This is a genomic window from Mucilaginibacter pankratovii (genome assembly GCF_014773265.1).
Classification (GTDB): Bacteria; Bacteroidota; Bacteroidia; order Sphingobacteriales; family Sphingobacteriaceae; genus Mucilaginibacter; species Mucilaginibacter pankratovii.
The window spans coordinates 383,529-404,358 of the sequence record NZ_JACWMY010000001.1; the positions used below are offsets into that span (position 1 = coordinate 383,529).

The 20,830-nt window shown below is 45.9% G+C and carries 9 protein-coding genes; 4 read left to right on the top strand and 5 right to left on the bottom strand.

What is annotated here, in order from left to right; genetic code table 11:
• Positions 1–230: 230 nt before the first annotated feature.
• The 3 genes from IDJ77_RS01440 to IDJ77_RS01450 form a co-directional block, all read right to left on the bottom strand.
• Positions 231–1,568 (bottom strand): vanadium-dependent haloperoxidase, encoded by a 1,338-nt coding sequence (locus IDJ77_RS01440; protein ID WP_191187143.1) that lies wholly within the window; start codon positions 1,566–1,568, stop codon positions 231–233.
• On the bottom strand, positions 1,565–4,849 hold the full coding sequence (locus IDJ77_RS01445; protein WP_224750920.1) for a VCBS repeat-containing protein: 3,285 nt from the start codon (positions 4,847–4,849) through the stop codon (positions 1,565–1,567). Before IDJ77_RS01445 ends, IDJ77_RS01440 begins: the two co-directional genes overlap by 4 nt.
• 243 nt (positions 4,850–5,092) lie before the next feature.
• Positions 5,093–9,289, bottom strand: a complete 4,197-nt coding sequence (locus IDJ77_RS01450; protein WP_224750921.1) for a hybrid sensor histidine kinase/response regulator transcription factor — start codon at positions 9,287–9,289, stop codon at positions 5,093–5,095.
• A gap of 389 nt (positions 9,290–9,678) precedes the next feature.
• On the opposite strand from IDJ77_RS01450, the gene IDJ77_RS01455 reads away from it, so the two are divergent.
• From IDJ77_RS01455 to IDJ77_RS01465, 3 genes are read left to right on the top strand one after another with little or no spacing between them, the layout of a single operon-like run.
• On the top strand, positions 9,679–15,327 hold the full coding sequence (locus IDJ77_RS01455) for a HAMP domain-containing protein (protein ID WP_191187145.1): 5,649 nt from the start codon (positions 9,679–9,681) through the stop codon (positions 15,325–15,327).
• 12 nt (positions 15,328–15,339) lie between these two features.
• Positions 15,340–16,542, top strand: coding sequence for a hybrid sensor histidine kinase/response regulator (locus IDJ77_RS01460; RefSeq protein WP_191187146.1), 1,203 nt, complete (start codon positions 15,340–15,342; stop codon positions 16,540–16,542).
• Between the two features lie 38 nt (positions 16,543–16,580).
• Entirely contained in the window at positions 16,581–16,943 is a 363-nt protein-coding gene (locus IDJ77_RS01465; RefSeq protein ID WP_191187147.1) for a response regulator, read from the top strand.
• 123 nt (positions 16,944–17,066) lie between these two features.
• Here the strand turns inward: IDJ77_RS01465 and IDJ77_RS01470 are convergent, their stop codons facing one another.
• Positions 17,067–17,525 (bottom strand): cold-shock protein, encoded by a 459-nt coding sequence (locus tag IDJ77_RS01470; RefSeq protein WP_191187148.1) that lies wholly within the window; start codon positions 17,523–17,525, stop codon positions 17,067–17,069.
• Between the two features lie 74 nt (positions 17,526–17,599).
• Between IDJ77_RS01470 and IDJ77_RS01475 the strand changes: the two genes are divergently transcribed.
• Positions 17,600–19,414 carry a DNA topoisomerase 3 gene (locus tag IDJ77_RS01475; protein ID WP_191187149.1) on the top strand — a complete coding sequence of 605 codons (1,815 nt, stop codon included), beginning with the start codon at positions 17,600–17,602 and terminating at the stop codon, positions 19,412–19,414.
• 4 nt (positions 19,415–19,418) lie between these two features.
• Here IDJ77_RS01475 and IDJ77_RS01480 read toward each other — a convergent pair whose 3' ends face one another.
• The gene (locus IDJ77_RS01480; RefSeq protein WP_191187150.1) at positions 19,419–20,792 is read right to left on the bottom strand and encodes an aspartate kinase; all 1,374 of its coding nucleotides are present in this window, start codon (positions 20,790–20,792) and stop codon (positions 19,419–19,421) included.
• Between the last annotated feature and the right edge of the window lie 38 nt (positions 20,793–20,830).

Consider the following 20,830-nt stretch of genomic DNA (forward strand, 5'->3'; position numbering starts at 1 on the left):
GTAAAAACGTATTTTTATCTTAAAAACGCCCTTTTTAGGCCTTTTTTACATTTCAAACTACTATAAATATTTTTTTTATCGCCTGCGGATAAATAGCAAACTGTAACGGCCGGGTGCTTTCAAAAAAAAACACGGCAACTATTTAAAAACGGCAAATAAAATGAGAAATAAATGCGGCAGGTTGAGGGTTTGCCGGCAAGGAGCCGATGCCAGCATTAAACGATATTAACTTATTTTGTAACCGGCGTTTTACCGGTGAATTTACCAAGCACCCAGGCCCCTACCAATTCGCCCTGCATTTTGCCATTGCTAATGCCGTCCTGGAAATGGATACCACCCAGCAACCTCGAATAGCCGGCTTCTACCGCGGCCTTGTTGAATGAGCTGAACTCCCGCGGAGGAATGCCGAAGGCAACTTCAACATCATCGGTATACTTAAAATTATCACCAAAAAACGAGGTGAGGATAGCAGCGGCTGTTGAAGAAATAAACGAGTGCCCGCTCAGGTACTCGGGGAAGGGCGGTGTTTGCAAAAACGAATGCCACCTTGCATCCATATATTTATGGATGGCCGTTTCGGGGCGGATGCGGTTGGTTTTATATTTTTCGTTCCAGCAGCTGATAAAGCTATCCATCAGGCCGATAGCTACCATGGTGTTTACCCGCATCGCTCTTTCGAAATCTACACCTGCTTTTTTGCAGGCAATGCCGGTTATGCCCATCCAGTGCGCACCGGGCGAGATCTTTTTCAAGCCTATCTGCATGTGGCCGTTATCCTGCACGGCAAAAGGGTTACAATCCCAAAAAGCGGCAACTGTTCTTTGATCTGCAGATAACGAATCAGCATCAAGGCTATGGCATTGCAGCAGATACTTATAAAAGGCCGAGGTTTTATCGGTAGAGAATGGAACAGGCGGCACAGGAATAAACTGGCCCGATGACTTAAGCGTAAGCGGCCTTACCGTCCTAAAATAAGGTTCAACAGCGGCGATATAGGCGGGCGGGGTTGGGTCCCAGGAGCCTGGCGTTCCCTTTAGGGTATAGCGTTTGTAATTACTTATTTTATTGTAACCGTCGCTTTTGGCGTAGGCCAGTAGCTGCGCGCTTATTTGCTGCCCATATTTTAGCGAACTATCTATCTTACCTTGTGAAAAGCCCGCGTTTATACAAGAATCAATCAACTTCTGTTCAAATACTTTCAACGCCGCACCCGATGGCTGTAATTTTGATGCCGTGGCGACCATCGCGAATACCGCACTCAGCCGGGTATCAAAACCCGTGGTTACCGATGGCGCTTTTATAGCCGGGTAACCATTTAAAATGGTGTCGAGCTGCTGCATCTTCGGATCATTCTGCGATAAAACCTCGTAGCCCGAAATACAGGTGTATGCAAAAAAACGTGCTGCCAAAGGCGGATTGGTTACATCATGGATCATCTCCACCATCATCTGGTTGATAACCTTCGTAATATCCGCTGATGTTAATTTCGGCGTAATCTTTGCCGGTCGACATCCAAGGTTAACACTGATCAGTAAAATAAAGGCAATTGAATAGTATAGGTTTTTCATCGGCTGTTTAATTGATAGGCCCGCATAGGCCGCTGGTTAATACCAAACAGGATCTTATCGCCGATGGTGGTGACACTTCTGACATCTCCTGTGACCTTAAACCCGGATTCTTTCTGACTAACTGTTGCGAAACTCCCATTCTTACCACCTTTTAACAGCAAACCAAAATTAGCATCCGCTTTACCAAAGCGAAGTCTCGCGTTATCAATGTTACCGCAGAATAGCAGGTCGGTTATACCGTCCTTGTCGTAATCCAAGGGGGTAATAGCAAACACCGGCGAAAACTGGACTTCCGCAGGTAATTTCGCCTCGTGCAGTTTGCCCGATCTATCGCTCAAAAACATCGTAGTAGCTAAGGTGTTGGCGGTAAGATGGCCTGCACCCTGCAATTCGGCGGTAGAAAAAATATCGTTAAGGGTAGCATCGGCGTACGATTTATAATCAGTAAAGCGCGACCGCATCATGCTCACCTGCTCCAATAGTTCGTCGCGGGTAACATACGGGTAACTTTGGTGATTGATGTAAAAACATAAAATGGGGTCAATAGCTCCGTTCTTATCAAAATCTTTAAAATACATTTCCGCGGGCTCCGCATCACTTACTTTACACTGCGAGTTTGTGCCCTGGTTACCCAATGCCAAATCGGGATGGCCATCTTTGTTAAAATCGCCTATCGTGATGCAGTTCCACCAGCCTGAATATTTTTTGGGTAGGTATTTAGCGGTTTGATCCTCAAACTTTCCATTCATATTAATAAAAATGGTCACCGGCAGCCATTCGCCAACCAAAACCAGGTCGGGCCGGCTATCGCCATTCATATCTACCCAGGCAACATCGGTAACCATGCCCAGTTTTGTAAGCTGCGGCAGGTATTGTGTGGTTGCATCTTTAAAATGCCCTTTACCATCGTTTATCAACAAATAACTTTGAGGCGCCTCGGGGTAACGCCCGGGGATAACCCTGCCGCCCAGGAAAAGATCAGGGAAGCCATCGCCATTTACGTCGGCAGCCTTTGCACAGCTTTTGCTGGTGTAAAGTGCGGGAACCGCGTTTATAGCTTTAGTGAAATTTCCTTTACCGTCGTTCAAATACAAGTCATCGCCCAGTGTTTGGTCGCCGGGTTGCAGGTCGTGGTAGCCGGCTGAAGCGCAAAACAGATCGGGATGCCCATCCTTATTCGCATCGAGAAAAACGGGGATGATCTCGCTCTTGGTTTTATCACCATTAAACACAGGAAGTATTTTCTTAACAAAGCCACCCGCAGCATTCTGGATGAAAAGGACAGAGGGTTGCCCGCTGCCGCCACCGATAAAAATATCTTCAAGACCATCGCCATTAACATCTCCTTTTGCAACATGCGGCCCCGAAAACGAAATCGGGTTAACTAAAAGCGGCTGTCGCTTAAAATCGTTAATGCCCGTTGCCGACGCGGTAAATTTAACCGGACTGGTAATTTCAGAAAAAATAGTCTTTGGCTGCGGCGTCGCGATATCCACGCCTGCCGCGTCTTTTTCTGATACGGTAAGAATATGGTTAAGCGCCGGCTTTGCTATCGTTTGTATTTTGCCGGATGGCCATCGCACCTTTATTGCATCAACCGTTTTATTTTTACCAAAGCCAAAATGGATCAGCGTAGTTACTGTTGATTGATACCCGCGCGCCGGCATTTGCTGAATAGTTTGCTGCTTGTCACCAATAACGGCGGTAACCGTTGCCCCTATCCCATCGGTATTTTTACCGGCGCCTTTCAACTTGATATCAAGGTAAGCGTTGCCGGTTAGTACCTCCGAATTATTCTGCAATATGGAGGCCGGCTGATTAACATTATTGGTTACCAGGTCCAGGTCGCCGTCGTTATCCAGATCCGCGTAAGCGCTTCCATTGCTATTTGATGGCTGAGTAATTCCCCACCTGGCCGATACATCCTCGAAGATAAAACCGCCCTTATTTTTAAACAGGTAATTTTTTACACTGGAGGCCGGCATGTTCTTTACCAGATTCAGCAGATCCTCCCGCATAACGCTGCGGTCTTTCAGGTTATCACCCATGTATTTCAGGAAATCCATATTAGTGTAATCGCGCAAAAAACCATTTGATACAAAAAGATCTTTCCATCCATCGTTATCATAATCGGCAAACAAAGGTGCCCAGCTCCAATCGGTATTAGAGATACCTGCCTGTTGCCCTATCTCGCTGAAGGTGCCGTTACCATTATTGAGGTGCAGCATATTACGCATGTACTGGTAATAAAACCCGGCCTTTACATTCATGTTAAAATATTCGTAATTGTCGGTACCCATCAATAGCTTCTGGCGACGATTATCTTCGGGCAGCATATCAAGCGTATAAATATCGGGGTACCCGTCATTATTAATATCGCTTATCTCATTGCCCATCGAGTAAAACGAGGTGTGGCCAACCGTTTGTTTTAAATGATCGGTAAAGGTTCCGTTTTTGTTATTGATATATAGTTTATCGGGGACGCTGTAATCATTATCCATGTAAATATCCGGCCAGCCATCACCATTAATATCGGCAATACCAGCGGCCAGCCCATAGGATACCGTACCATTTTCTATCCCCGAATTAGTAGTAACATCTTCAAACTTGCCATCATCATTTCTTAACAGCCTCGCCCCCCGCTCTGCATCCTTTGTTTTCACCAGGTCTTTAAGAGCATATACGTCGATGTTATTCAATCTTTCGGGACTGTGATTAACCAGCAGCAAATCCAAATCACCATCATTATCGTAATCAAAAAAATAACCCTGAGTGCTGTAAGAGGGAAAGTTAAGACCGTAATCGATAGTCTGATCTTTAAACTGGGGGATGCCCTGTGGGTTGTTGCCCTGGTTTATCAATAACTGATTTACGCGTTTTTCGGGGCGCAATTTACCGGAGTAGCATAGGTACAGATCCGGAAGGCCGTCTCCGTTTACATCGGCTACAGTGGCACTTGTTTTCCAGGGGCCGGGCCGGCCGGCAACATTGGCGGGGGCTGTAATATCCTCAAATGCCATTTTGCCTTTATTGAGGTACATTTTATTATCAACCATGTTACCGGTGAAATAAAGATCCTGCAGGCCATCGCTATTAAAATCGCCAACGGCCACGCCTCCCCCGTTATAAAAATACTCGTATACCAGTACGTTGGTATTTAAGCCTTCGGTAAGCTGGTTGATGAAGCCAACATGGGTTTGCGCGGTATCTAATTCCTTAAAAAGAGATGCAGAATTGCCGCTGTCGTCTGAAGAACTTATCGGGCCACTTTTACATGCCATAACAAAAAGCATATAAAACAATAGGCCCGCGCAAGTAATGCTTGTTGGTTGGGAAACAGGTCTCCGGGGTTGCAGCTTCATAAATTAGGGTCCACCGGCTGTTAACAGCCGGTTAAATAATTATTGGTTATAATTGGCAGGCAAGATAGCCCAAAGCACCATTTAAGTACAGGGGTAAATTGTGATAATTTGGGGGTTAATATGGTAACACCCGTTTATTTACCATGCTGGTTATTGTTGCGATCAATTGCCCGTTCTGCCTACAAATTCATTGGTCACCAGGTCCTCAGTCAGGTTTTTACGGTACTTTTTCATGTACTGAGAAGGGTTGATACCAAACACTTTTTTAAACTGCTCTCTAAAATATTTAATATCGTTGATACCCACCAGGAAAGATGTTTCAAAAATATTATGCCTGCTATTGATGAGTATTTCTGCCGCCTTACGCAGCCTGATGAACCTGATAAACCCGTTAGCCGATTGTCCCGATATGAATTTGATCTTTTTATAAAGCGACGAATGCGAGATACCCAGTTCCCCAGCCAGGGTTTGAATGTTAAAGTCGGGATCCATCAGGTGTTTCTCCACCACTTTTATACAATTATCCAGGAAGGTTTTATACTCGGCCGGGATCTTCTGATTGGTGGCATTCAGCGTGATCTCATTATAAAAATACTTTTGCAGGTTATTTTTGTTACGGAGAATGCCGGCTACACGGGCTTTTAATAGTTCCTTATCAAAAGGCTTGCTAATGTAATCGTCCGCGCCCCCTTCTATCCCTTTCAGTTTAATTTCGGGCGATGCACTGGAGGTGAGCAATATCACCGGTATATGGCTGATGCTCATATCTTCCCTTATGGCTGTACAAAGCTCGATACCCGTCATCTGCTCCATCATTACATCACTGATCACGATATCAGGCAGCACATCTTTAATAATGCTTAACCCCTCCCTGCCATTAATAGCCGAGTGAACCTTATAATCGTTTTTGAAAAGCAATTTAAGGTACTCCCTGATGTCGTCATTATCATCTATAACGAGGATCGATTTCATTTCGGCGCCCACATCCGGATCCTCTGCAAGCAAATTCACTTCCTCCACCGCGCTTTCTACCATCTCGGTAGCCACAAGTTCCTGCAGCAGCACAGAGGTGGTCTCGCTGTCCTGGTAGATCACCTGGTTACTCAGGTGATCGCTCCCTTTCATTAATGATATGATGAACTTTGTGCCGCCACCATTATTATTTTCGTGGCGAATGGTTCCCGAATGGCCTTCTATAAACTTTTTCACCAGGAATAAGCCGATGCCAAACCCGCCCACAGAGGGGCCTTTACCGCTTTCCTGTTGGTAAAACTTAGAATAAAGTTTCTCCTCTGTGTCTTTGTTGATGCCGTACCCTGTATCGATGACCTCGATGTTTACCTGGTGTTCCTCCTGCATTAGCACTACCGTAACGTTACCGCCGGCAGGTGTAAATTTCATAGCGTTTGATAAGAGGTTAAACAGTGCTATCTCTATCTTTTCCCTATCGGCGAATAATTCGATGTGCTGATCGGCACAAATAAATTCAAAATTGAGCCCTTTTGCCTTCGCCTGGTGGGTAAAGCATAAAAAAACCTCTTTACACAACTCCACAATATTAAGCCTGTAAATGGTTAAAGTACCCGCATCCGAATCGGCCTTGCGAAACAACAGTAATTGATCAACCAAACTCAGCAAGCGCTTGGCGTTGCGGTACACAATATTCAGGCTGCTGGTATCAACCTCGCGTTCGTGATAAAGCAATTCTTTAATAGGATTGATGATAAGTGTTAAAGGCGTGCGGAACTCATGAGATATATTGGTAAAAAACGAAAGCTTACGTTCGTTTAGCTCTTTATCCTTCTCGGCCGAAAGCTGGGCAAGCTTAATTTCGTACTTTAAATGTGCCTGGTTTGCACGGTATTGCAAGTAGTAGTAAATAACGAGACCTAACGCTAAAGCATAGCTTAAATAAGCCCACCAGGTTTTGTACCATGGTGGCAGTATTCTTATTTGTAAAGTAGCGTAATCATTAAACCATACGCCATCCTGGTTAGAGCATTTTACTTTAAAGGTGTAATTGCCGGGTGGTAAATACCGGTATATGGCCGAGTGCTGATTACCTACAAAGTTCCATGTTTTATCCAGCCCTTCAAGCTTGTAAGCAAACTCCCCTTTTTGCGGGTAAGCATAATTTAGCGATGTATACTGAATAGAGAACACCGATTGATCTGGCTGTAAAACCAGCTGCCGGGTTTCGTTGATGGCTTTTGATAATGCAATTCCATTCCCCTGCTGATCCTGTTCCTCCTGCTGGTTACCAAAAATCTGCAGGCTGGTAATAACCACTTTGGGTTTAAAATAACTTTTGTTAACCGCCTCTGGATCAAAAATATTAAGCCCTTCGGTGCCGCCAAAATACATCGCGCGGTTTTGCTTATCGTAAATAACCGATCCAACGTTAAACTGCCCGCCCTGCAATCCGTTGGATTGATCGAAATTCTTTACCGAATTTCTGTCCAGATCTATATTCGACAATCCTTTATTAGTACTTACCCAAACCGATTGATTTGCTGCCTGTTGTATGGCGTAAACTGTATTGTTCGCCAGCTGGTTTTTCTCGTTAAAACACTGAAAGGTATGTTTACCGCTATCATAAACCACTAAGCCATCACCCTCTGTGCCTACCCATAGCTTGTTCTGGTTTAAATGCAAAGCAAATATCACCTGGCTTGGCATGTAACGCTTCTCTTCGGCTACGGTAAAAAAACCAGTGAATTTCTTTGTCTTAAGGTCCATGTAATCCAGGCTTCCGCCGTAAGTGCCTACCAGCAGGTTACCTTTATCATCTTCAATTATCGCTCTTACATCATAAGAGCTAAGCGTGCTGTTTCCCCTGGTATAATTAGTAAAGGTACCCGTTGCCGCATCAAAAAGGCTAAGCCCGCCACCGTTAGAGCCTACCCATAAGTTTTTTTTGCGATCCTGGTAAATTACCCTAACATCGTTAGCGCCAAGCGATTTGGCATCGTTAGATTTATGGCTGTAATTTGTAAATGAATCGGTATTGGCGTTATATCTGAACAACCCTTTGGCGTAAGTGCCAAACCACAAATTACCGTCCCTATCGCGGTAGCCTGTTAAAATGGCATTATCTGTTAAACTGCCGGGCCGTCCATCGGCGTAATAGCGTTTTACTATGCTGCCATCGGGCCGGGTTTTATATATTCCGTCGCCATCTGTGCCAAACCACAACATGCCATTACTATCCTGGCACATACCATAAAACCTAACCAAACTTTTACCTGATGCGTCTTCATGTACCTTTTGCACCCTGGTAAATTTTTCGTTAATGCTACTTACCATGTAAACGCCTTCGCCATAAGTGCCCAGCCATATATTCTGATGACGATCGAGGTAAATATTTTGCACAGAGCGCTGCGTCATATTATAACCATCATCGCCTACAACGGGCGTCAGCTTAAAATCAGCAGCGTTTGCTGTAAAGGTTTTTAATGGAAGTTTATATAAGCCGCCATCCTGCAGACCTACAAGCAAGTTACCTTCCTTGTCTTCGTTAAGCGCAATGTAAGTGTCGCTTTTTATTGCCTGCTGCCGTGTGTGAAACTGGGTGAAGTGGTCGCTGTTACGATCATAATAAAGTAGCCCGGAGCTTGTAGCTATCCAAATATTATGCAAATGATCTTCAAATATCTCATTAATTCTTTCCGCTGGTTTACCGTCAAATTTTACCGAATTGGCTGCTTTGCCCGTAACCTTCCCATTTTTTTGATAAAAAACATTAATGCCGCCATCCTGCGTGCCCAGCCATAGCAAACCTTCAGAATCTTCAAATATAGAGACTATCCGGTCGCTGGTTAATTGGGGCAAATTGCTCCTGTCGTAACTGATAAAATCGCCGCTGTTAGTTTTGAAGTACGAAAAACCCGAACCATAAGAAGCTATCCAAAGGTTGCCATTCCCTGCTTGTGCAATATTATCTACGTCATTTTTTACGACATTGTGATTGCGGAGATTGTAATGCGTAAATTTCTCGCTCCTGGTATCCAGCTTACTTAAACCATCCCTGGATGAAACCCATACATTACCGACACGATCTGAAAAGATCTTTTGCACGAAATTGCTTGATAACCCGGTGGAATCGCCGGGTTTTGTTTTGAAAACCTTAAATGTCGATCCGTCAAAACGGTTTAAACCATCGCTGGTGGCAAACCACATAAAACCATCTGCATCCTGGGTGATGCTGTTTACTATCCCAAAAGAAAGGCCATCCTTAAGCGCATATTTAAGCACCTTATTTTTAACAGGTGCCTGCCCGTACCCCAGCAGTGCAGCAAACAAAAAGAAAGCGGGCAGGCAAAGTTTCTTCATTACAGGCAGATCGGCAATATGTTTCATTACATCCGGCAACGCAATCACTTAATTAATAAACAAATCTCAGGTTGGTGCTTCGTAAAAGGTGGCTTTTATTCTACAATAAGGAAGAATAATTAAAAGCCGGAAGCACCTTATAATTATTGTCAAAATAGCACTTAAAATTTAGCTTTTACAATACTTTTTAAATATTGTTTATTGGGCCGTCGTAAAATGCTGACGGTTTATCGATTTATTAAAAAAAATAAATTTTTTAAAACAACAGCGTTACACTATTGTTCTTGTAGTCGTATTTCACCAAAAACCGTTTAAAGTATTTAACTTAGTTACCAAAAAAGGTAATTAATACATTTTTGGTGTTGCAAGGCGTTAAAAGCTTGCTACCTGCTTATCAACCTATTACAATAAATTATATGGAACCAGCTTTACTTGAACCCAAGCAAAAAAAAGCCCCTGTTGTTAATGGCACCGACGACCATCTCGACGTAAAGGAACTTTTAAGTGTTCTCTCCCTCGTCAAAAACGGAAAACTGAACGTACGAATGCCGGTTACCCAGGCCGGGATAAACGGGCGGATATGCGAAGTGCTCAACGATATTATTGAAATGAATGAACGGCTTGTAGCCGAGATTTCCTCTGCCGAGATAACCATCGGTAAAAAAGGAAATTTATCAAAACGAATTGAACTACCCGATGCCAAAGGCGAGTGGGCAAGCGGCGTAGCCTCGCTGAATAACCTTATTGAAGACCTTACGTCGCCCACGTTGGAGATAGCAGGCATGATCAACTCCGTAGCCAACGGCGACCTTTCCAAACATATCCCCTTAGAAATAAAAGGGCATCCTTTAAAGGGTGAATTTTTGCGCATCGCCAAAGAATCCAATCAAATGCTCTCCAAATTACAGCTCTTTTCGATGGAGGTAACGCGGGTGGCAAGGCAGGTGGGCTCGGAAGGTAAACTGGGCGAACAGGCAAAAATTAAAGGCGTTGCCGGCGTATGGGCCGAATTAACAGATTCGGTAAACCAAATGGCGGGTAACCTTACCGCCCAGGTGCGTAACGTGGCAGCGGTAACAACAGCCGTAGCCAAAGGCGATCTTTCGCGAAAGATCACCGTAGAAGCCAAGGGCGAGATATTAGAATTAAAAAATACCATTAATACGATGGTAGATCAGCTCAACTCCTTCTCCTCCGAGGTAACCCGCGTGGCGCTTGAGGTAGGTACCGAGGGTAAGCTTGGCGGCCAGGCCAAAGTGCCCGGTGTTGCAGGTACCTGGAAAGACTTAACTGACTCGGTGAACCGTATGGCGGGGAACCTTACCTCGCAAGTGCGAAATATAGCGGGTGTAACCACCGCCGTTGCAAATGGTGACCTTTCCAAGAAGATTACGGTTGACGTAAAAGGGGAAATGCTGGAACTAAAGAAAACCATTAACACGATGGTGGATCAGCTGAACTCCTTCGCATCTGAAGTAACGCGTGTGGCACTGGAAGTAGGTACCGAGGGAAAACTGGGCGGCCAGGCGCGTGTAAAAGGCGTAGGCGGTGTATGGAAGGACCTTACCGACTCGGTAAACCAGATGGGTAGTAACCTTACCGACCAGGTGCGTAATATAGCTGGTGTAACCACCGCCGTTGCAAAGGGCGACCTTTCGCGGAAAATTACGGTGGATGCCAAAGGCGAGCTGTTGGAGTTAAAAAACACTATCAATACGATGGTGGATCAGTTAAACTCCTTCTCATCAGAAGTAACCCGCGTGGCGCGAGAGGTAGGCTCTGAGGGCCAGTTAGGCGGCCAGGCGAATGTGCCTGGTGTAGGTGGTACATGGAAAGATTTGACAGATTCTGTAAACCAGATGGCGGGTAACTTAACCGGCCAGGTGCGTAACATTGCCGAGGTAACCACGGCCGTGGCAAAGGGAGACCTTTCTAAAAAGATAACGGTTGACGTACAGGGCGAAATGCTGGAGCTGAAGATCACCATCAATACCATGGTAGATCAGTTGAACTCCTTTGGCTCGGAAGTAACGCGTGTAGCGCGCGAGGTAGGTTCCGAAGGGCAGCTGGGCGGCCAGGCCAATGTGCCGGGCGTTGGTGGTACCTGGAAGGACTTAACCGATTCGGTAAATAAAATGGCGGATAACCTTACATCCCAGGTGCGTAACATAGCCGAGGTAACGACAGCCGTGGCCAAGGGCGACTTGTCCCGAAAGATAACGGTAAATGCCAAGGGTGAGCTGCTGGAGCTAAAAGACACCATCAATACCATGGTGGATCAGCTGCGTGGTTTCGCATCAGAGGTAACCCGTGTGGCGCGCGAGGTGGGCTCGGAAGGGCAACTTGGCGGGCAGGCTAATGTGCCCGGTGTGGATGGAACATGGAAGGATTTAACCGACTCGGTAAATAAAATGGCCGGTAACTTAACGGCGCAATTGCGAAACATTGCCGATGTGTCCATCGCCATCGCAAATGGTGATTTATCTAAAAAGATCACGGTTGATGTACGCGGGGAGATCCTGCAACTGAAAGAAACCATCAATACCATGGTGGATCAGCTGCGTGGTTTCGCATCAGAGGTAACGCGTGTTGCCCGCGAGGTAGGTACCGATGGTAACCTTGGGGGCCAGGCCTTTGTGCCGGGTGTTGCGGGTACCTGGAAAGATTTGACCGACTCGGTGAACCAGATGTCGAGTAACCTAACATCGCAGGTACGTAACATTGCCGAGGTAACCAAAGCGGTGGCCAGTGGTGACCTTTCTAAAACGGTTATCATCGACGTAAAGGGAGAGATAATGGACCTGAAGAACACCATAAATACAATGGTGGATCAGCTTAACTCCTTCGCATCCGAAGTAACGCGTGTGGCACGCGAGGTGGGTACCGAGGGTAAGCTTGGGGGCCAGGCACACGTAAAAGGCGTGGGTGGTACCTGGAAGGATCTCACCGACTCGGTAAACCAGATGGCATCCAACTTAACCGGGCAGATACGCGGTATTGCAAAGGTGGCTACCGGTATTGCAAAGGGTAACTTAAAGCAGCGGCTTTCCATCAACGCGCTGGGCGAAGTGGCGCAGTTGACGGATACCATTAACGAAATGATCGATACACTCGCTGTGTTTGCCGATGAGGTAACTACCGTAGCACGTGAGGTAGGTGTGCAGGGGCGCCTGGGCGGCCAGGCCAGTGTGCCGGGCGCATCAGGCACCTGGAAGGACTTAACAGAAAACGTAAACCAGCTGGCGCAAAACCTTACCACGCAGGTACGCTCGATATCCGAAGTGGCATCTGCGGTAACCAAGGGCGACCTTACCCGTACCATCCGCGTGGAGGCAAAAGGTGAGCTGGAAGCTTTGAAGGATACCATTAACCAGATGATCGCCAACCTTAAAGGCACAACCCTGCGCAACCACGAGCAGGATTGGCTAAAATCCAACCTTGCCAAGTTTGCACAGATGCTGCAGGGCCAGCGCGACAGGAACGCGGTAGCCAATAAAGTACTTTCAGAACTGGCCGAACTGGTGAACGCACGGTATGGCGCATTCTATATTTTAGAGCAGCCCGAATCTTCAGATGAGCCAAAACTGAGGTTATTTGCCGGTTATGCGCAAAAAAGCCGAAAACTGATCGATCAGGAATTTTCGCTGAGCGAAGGGCTGGTTGGGCAATGTGCCACTGATAAAGAGCGCATACGCTTAGCCAATGTACCCAATGAATACTTACAGATCAGTTCGGGCATTGGTAACGCCCCCCCTATCGACTTGGTTATCCTGCCGGTACTATTCGAAAATAATGTAAAAGCCGTTATCGAGCTCGCGTCATTTGAGAATTTCAGCGACACCCACATCGATTTCCTGGATCAGCTGACAGAAAGTATCGGTATCGTGTTAAACAATATAGAAACCAACACCCGTACGGAAGAGCTGTTATCGCAATCGCAATCGTTAGCCGGTGAGCTTTCTGCCCAGCAGGAAGAATTAAGGCGTGCGAATGATGAGCTGCACGACAAAGGCCGTTCGCTGGAAGAAAAGGCCGAGCAGTTAACCTTAACATCCAAATATAAATCTGAGTTTTTGGCCAACATGTCGCACGAGTTGCGCACGCCGCTTAACAGCTTATTGATACTTGCACAGCAGTTATTTGAAAACCCCGAAGGCAACCTGACCGAAAAACAGCGAATGTTTGCCAAAACCATCCACTCCTGCGGGGATGACCTTATCCAGCTGATCAATGATATCCTCGATCTTTCGAAGATCGAATCGGGCGTTATCGCGGCGGATGTGATGCCGGTGAGCTTTAAAGAGATAGCTGCCTTTGCCGAGTCGACATTTAAACCGATCTCAGAGGCCAAGAACCTGAAATTTGAGATAGAACTGGAAGACGGCCTCCCGGAGTTGATGGAAACAGATATGCAGCGCCTCAACCAGATCTTAAAAAACCTGCTATCCAATGCGTTTAAATTCACCGAAAAAGGCCGTGTTAAACTACACGTGTTCAGGCCTGGCCGCGGCCAGGAAAACCCTTTGATCGGGCCCGACGCCGTCATCGCGTTTTCTATCGAAGACTCGGGTATCGGTATTTCTAAAAACACACAGGGCATCATATTCGAGGCTTTCCAGCAGGCCGAAGGTTCTACCAGCCGGAAATACGGTGGTACAGGCCTGGGGCTGTCCATCAGCAAAGGCTTTGCCGAACTGCTTGGAGGCACCATTACCGTAGGCAGCGAATTAGGTAAAGGCAGCGTATTTACGCTGTACCTGCCGTTAAAATATCGGGAGGAGAAATCGGTACCGGTGAGGGTAAAAGAAATTCAACCGGTTGCCCACCTCCGTACCAGCATGATAGATACTGCTGAAATGATAATGGACGATGACCGCCATAACATAGTAGCCGAAGATAAAGTATTGCTGGTAATTGAGGATGACCTGCGTTTCACCAAGATCCTGATAGATAAAGCGCATGATCTGAATATGAAGGTTGTAGTGGCCATCAGCTACCTCGAGATCTTTGACAGCATCATCAAATACAACCCTATCGCGATAACGCTGGATGTAAATATGCCCGAATCTAACGGTTGGAAAATACTTAAACTGCTGAAAACCGATATCAACCTGAGGCATATCCCGGTACACGTGATATCCGGCGAGGATAATAAAGTGCTGGCCTTGAAGAATGGTGCCAAATCGTTTAGCTTGAAACCTTTATCCAACACTTCGCTGCATGAATTAATTACCGGTATTGTAAACTTTAATGCGCATACCAAAAAACGGGTATTGATCATCGAAGATAATGAGAACGAATTGCAGCGGATCTCTGAGCTTTTGGTAAACAATCAGATTGAAATCTCTGGCGCCACAACCGCTAAAAAAGGGCTTGCGATACTAAAAAAAGAACTATTTGATTGCATTATACTGGATTTTGTATTACCCGACGCAAACGGTATCGATTTCCTGAACAAAATAGACCTGATCAAACAGCAGGGAACTACCATCATCCTTCATTCGGCGCGTGATTTTACGCAGGAAGAGTTAATTAAGCTTAAGCGGTTAAACCATAAAATAATTACTAAAACGCCTTCATCGCATGTTTACCTGCTCGAAGAGATATTGGTGCTGCTGCATATTGATAAAAAATACATCAGCGAAAGCAAACTAAAAATGATCAGCGACATCCGGGTAACCACCGATGTACTTGATTCGAAAAAAGTTTTGGTTGTAGATGATGATGTGCGTAACCTGTTTGCACTAACTGCGGTGTTCGAAAGATCGAAGATCGACGTGATAACCGCAGAGAGCGGGCGCGAAGCGCTCGAAATACTAAATAAGGACAAAAGCATCGACATTGTGCTGATGGATATTATGATGCCGGAAATGGACGGTTATGAAACGATACAAATGATACGGAAGGAACCGCGAAACAAAAGCCTGCCAATTATTGCCGTAACAGCAAAAGCAATGATAGGCGACCGGCAGAAGTGTATTGCTTCCGGCGCATCGGATTATATAACCAAACCCGTTAAAACCGACCAACTTTTATCGTTGATGCGCGTATGGTTGATCAAATAAAAAACATAACTGATGCCTGTAAAAATATTATTGGTAGACGATAACGAGAACAACCTGTTATCGATGGAAGTAGCACTGGAGAAGGTAAATTATACCTTTTTCAGGGCAAATTCGGGCCGCGAAGCACTCCGCATATTGCTGCACGAAGACGATTTTTCGCTAATACTGCTTGACGTAAAAATGCCAATAATGGATGGCTACGAAACTGCCGAACTGATTTATCAACGGGATAAATTAAAGCAGATACCAATCATTTTTATTACTGCGCATGATTATGAGGAGGCCGCTATGTTTAAAGGCTACAAGGCAGGCGCAGTAGATTTTATCAGGAAGCCTTTTAACCCCGAGATACTTCGGTCGAAAGTTGCGGTGTTTGCCGAACTTTATAAAAAGAATCAGCTGTTAAGAAAACAGGAAGAAAAACTACAACTGATAAACAGCGACCTGGTGCAATTGAACCACGAGCTGGAGCAACGCGTGATGGAACGCACTCTGGCTCTCGAGAGCATGAACAGGGATCTGCAGGCGCTCAATCTCTCCAAAGATAAATTCCTCTCGGTAATGTCGCACGATTTGCGTAACCCTTTAACCGCGTTAATGGTATCCGCAGAAAAATTAAATACCAATCAGGAAAGCCTGAATCAGCAACAAGTTAAACAGTTATCGCAGATCATTTTCCGCACCTCTAATAAGCTCCTCAATCAGCTTAATGAGGTAATAGAGTGGGCCAAAAAGCAAAGCCAGAAAACCAGCTTTTATCCCGAAAGAATACGGCTTGCAAGCGGCATCGAAGAATCGCTGGACCTGCTTAGGCCTAATGCCCAGCAAAAGAAGATCACGCTGCAAAACCATACGCCTAAAGATATGGAGGTAATGGCGGACGCCCTCATGCTGCGGTCCATTGTTCAAAACCTGGTAACCAATGCTATAAAGTACACTCCGGATGGTGGCTCAGTAATTGTAAATGCTAAGCGGAACGAGCAGATGGCGTGCATTTTTGTTGAAGATTCGGGCATCGGAATGAACGCAGATATTAAGGAGCGGCTTTTTAAAAACCCCGACCAAAAGTCCTTATCGGGCACCAATAACGAACAAGGCAGTGGCCTCGGCCTGTTTTTGGTTAGTGATTTTGTAAGCCAGCATGGCGGGCAAATTGATGTGGAGAGTAATATAGGTGCTGGTACTACCGTGAGGTTTACCATCCCCGCGGTATGAGAACTTGCAATAAACGAATGTTATAACAGGATGAAAAAATGAGCAAAAAAATACTGATCGTAGATGATGACCCGGATATCCTCGAAATTTTATCGTTAATACTGTCAGACACCGGATACGAAACCCGAACCCTGGCACATGGTAAAACCATTTTCGACGATATCAAAGATTTTGAGCCAAACCTGATTTTAATGGATGTGATGCTTGCCGACATGGATGGCCGGGCTATATGCAAAAGTATTAAGGCAAATCAATTAACAGCTACCCTACCTGTCATCCTCATTTCGGGATCGCATAACCTTTCGAATTCCTTGCATATGCAGGGAGCACCAGATGACTTTGTTGCTAAACCCTTTGAGTTAGAGTATTTACTTTCGAAAGTAGCCCAGCAGATCTCCTAAACCCTTAGAATTTATTTATTTTATCGACGCCCCATCCGCAGAAAAATCATTGACGTGAATCAAACAGATTCACGTCAATGATTTTTCTGGTGAGCGTAATTTAGATAAGGAAAATCTTCATTATTATTTTGGCACGATCTTCACCTTAACAGCGTTCAACCCTTTTTGGCCCTGCTCTGTTTCGAATGTTACTTTATCATTCTCCCGTACTTCTTCTGTTAAGCCGTTCACATGAACAAAAATGCTCTCCTGTGTAACGTGGTCACGAATAAAGCCAAAGCCTTTGGCGCTGTTGAACATGGTTACTGTTCCCGTCCGCAGTTTATCCTGCTCGGTTAGTTCTGCCTGTTTTGGAACGCTGATCTGAATATCCTCGGTAACTATCTTCCGGCGCTTGGTCGGATCTGGTGGTGTTGAGGTAATATTACCGTTCTCATCGATGTAAGCCATCATATCGTCGAGCGATTTACCTTTAACAGCACTCGCTTTCCGGTCTTCTGCCTTCTCTTTTTTGTCTTTTAATTTGATCGATTTTTTCTTTTCTCGTTCTTTTTTACTAAATGTTTCTGTGGATCTGCCCATGCACAAATATACCATCATTTCTCCACAAACGTTGCAGCAGGCACTGTATTTTTCTACTTTCGCCGTCACCGCTTATGAAAGTCATCATTGCTGAGAAACCGTCCGTCGGGAGAGAGATAGCTAAAGTGTTTGGGGCCACTACAAAAAAGGATGGTTATATGGAAGGCAAAGGCTATACATTTACCTGGGCTTTCGGGCATCTTTTACAACTGGCCGCACCGCAGGAATATGGCTACTACGGGTGGAATGTGCAAAATTTGCCCATGCTGCCGTCGAAATTCAAACTCGCAATCCGCAAGATCAAAACCAAAGACGGGCTTGTAGAAGACCCTGGCGTGCGCAAACAGCTGGATATTATCAAAGCCTTGTTTGATGAAGCTACGGAGATAATTGTGGCAACGGATGCGGGGCGGGAAGGCGAACTGATCTTCCGTTATATTTATTACTACCTTAAATGCAAGAAGCCCTTTAAACGCCTCTGGATCTCGTCGCAAACGGATGCGGCGATAAAAGACGGTTTCCGCAACCTGAAGCCGGGCTCAGATTACGATACACTTTTTAATTCGGCACATTGCCGTTCGCAATCCGACTGGCTGGTGGGTATGAATGCCACGCAGGCTTTAAGTTTATCATCCGGCTCCAGGGCTGTATTATCACTCGGGCGGGTGCAAACCCCTACCCTGGCAATGATATGCGCGCGCTACCTGGAGAACAAGAATTTTGTGCCGCAAACCTATTACCAGGTAGCTATCCAACCGGATAAGGATGGGCAGGTATTTAAAGCTATCTCAGAAAAGAATTTTAAGACCAGAGAAGAAGCACAAGCGGTGCTGAATTTAGTAGAAGCTACGGGACTGATAGAAAGCGTGGAAGCCCAACCAAGGAAAGAACCGCCGCCCCTTTTACATGACCTGAGCAGCCTGCAACAGGAAGCCAACAAACGCAAAGGCTTTACGGCCGACCAAACCCTGAGCCTGCTGCAAAACTTATATGAAAGTAAGTTGGTAACCTACCCGCGTACGGGCAGCCGTTACATAGGCGACGACGTATTTGCAGAAGTACCCGCGCTCATTGCCAAATTTAACGATCATACGGAGTTTGGTAAACAGGCTGCCTTGTTAGGCGAAATGAAGTTAAACAAGCGTAGCGTGAATGCCAAGAAGGTAACCGATCACCACGCGATACTGCCCACAGGTGAAACACCCCGAAACCTATCTGCCGACCAGCAGGCTATATATGATATGGTTGCGGGCCGGATGCTGGAAGCTTTTCATGTGGATTGCATCAAAGAGATCACGAAGATCACAGTGCTATCGGGCTCCAAATTCATCGCAAGCGGTACGGTAATCCAAACACCCGGATGGCGCGCGGTATTTAATGACAGAGACGAAGAAAAGAAAGATGAAGAGAATGCTACGCTGCCAAAGGTGACACAGGGAGAGGTACTCCCCATCACCGATAAAGCACTCCTCGAAAAACAAACCAAACCCAAGCCATTGTATAACGAGGCAAGTTTGCTGAAAGCACTGGAAACAGCCGGCAAAGAGATTGACGATGAGGAACTGCGGCAAGCCATGAAAGATAGCGGGCTGGGCACACCAGCCACGCGCGCGGCAATGATAGAAACCCTGCTCAAACGCAATTACATCGCCCGCGAAAAGAAGAACCTGGTGCCTACATCAACCGGTCTTTCGGTTTACGAGGTGGTAAAAACCCATCGCATAGCGCAGGCGGAGCTAACCGGCGCCTGGGAGAAGCGGTTGGAAGAGATCCGTGGCGGTGCTTCGGTAAGCGAATTCCAGGAGGAGATAAAAACCTATACGCGGGCCATCACACAGGAACTGTTGCTTGCCGGAAAAGGCATGGTATTAACTGAAACCGGCAGGTAAACCGCTACCCCAAAGCCTGGTTTAAAGCGATGATGGCAAGTTTAAACTGATCCCGCGCTACCAGGAACTGGATATTTACTTTGCGCATAGCCATACCTGTACTAATAATATTGATATCGTTTTTAGCCAGCGCGGCTGTGCTTTTGGCCAAAAGGCCAGGCTGATCCATATTGGTACCAAGCAGGCAAACCATGGCTACCTCCTCTACACTTACTTTTTCGAATAAACTTTGCAGATCGTCTATCAACCCGGTTACAAGGTCCTGCTCCCATATCACTATAGAAATGCTGTTGGCGCTGGTTACTTTAAAGGTATAACTAACACTGTGCTTAAAAAACACCTGCATGATCTGCAGATCGCTGCCTACGTTGCCCACCATCAATGGGTCGTAGATATCAATAAGTAACTGTTGCGCGGTACCGGTGATCACCTCCACGCGCTTTAGTGCAGATATATAATCGCGGGTGATAAGTGTACCGGGATGAGATGGTTCGAAGGTATTTTTGATCCTCAGGTGTATCCCATTTATCTCCAGCGGTTTTGATGCTTTTGGGTGGATGGCCTCCATACCAACATCCGCTAACTGATCCGCTATATCATAATTAGTGTTGCCAACAGGTTTAACGTTTTCGATACCAACCAATGCCGGGTCGGCAGTAGATAGATGGTATTCTTTATGAATAATAGCTTCCTGTGGTTTCAGGATCTCGGCTATCTTGCTGAAAGTTACTTCAGAGTATCCCCTGTCAAACTCGCGCATAATGCCTTCTGTACCCTTTGTGTAGCCGGTAACAATACATAAACAAGTTTTAAGATTGATGCCCGAGAAAGCATCCTTAATACGTTCATCAATCTTAAGGGCTCGCTCATCATCAAAGCCGCTCAGGTCTACCAGCCGGGCATTTATACCTTTGCCCAGAAGAATGTTGGTTAATACATAGGCCGAATGCGTTTCGCCAATGGAGGCGAGAATTTCCCTTGCAGCCTGCAGTACGCCCTCATTCACGTAGCCGGAAGCAAGCATAATGGCGGCGCTTTCTAAATAAGTACGGGCCTTTGCAACGTGGCCTGTAATAAAGTCATCAGCCTTTGTAACATCCAGCCCCAAGCCGGCATACTCCGCGTTTATTTCCTTAAATCTTTCAACAATATCCGCCAACGGTGTTTGGAAATCTGCCCGCGCGGCCACCCTGCCATACACACCCGGTGCTTTGGTCTTTTTATTTTCGAGCAGCAGGTTGGTAACACCCGAAAATGCAGATACCACAAAAACGCGGTTGTAAAGCGCATCGCCGGTGCGCTCATGAAAAATAATATTATCAATTACTTCTTTCAAGGCACTCATGGAGGTGCCGCCTATTTTTTCAACGGTTAACATACATGCGAAACTATTAAATTTTTAGAAAAGCTTTTTAC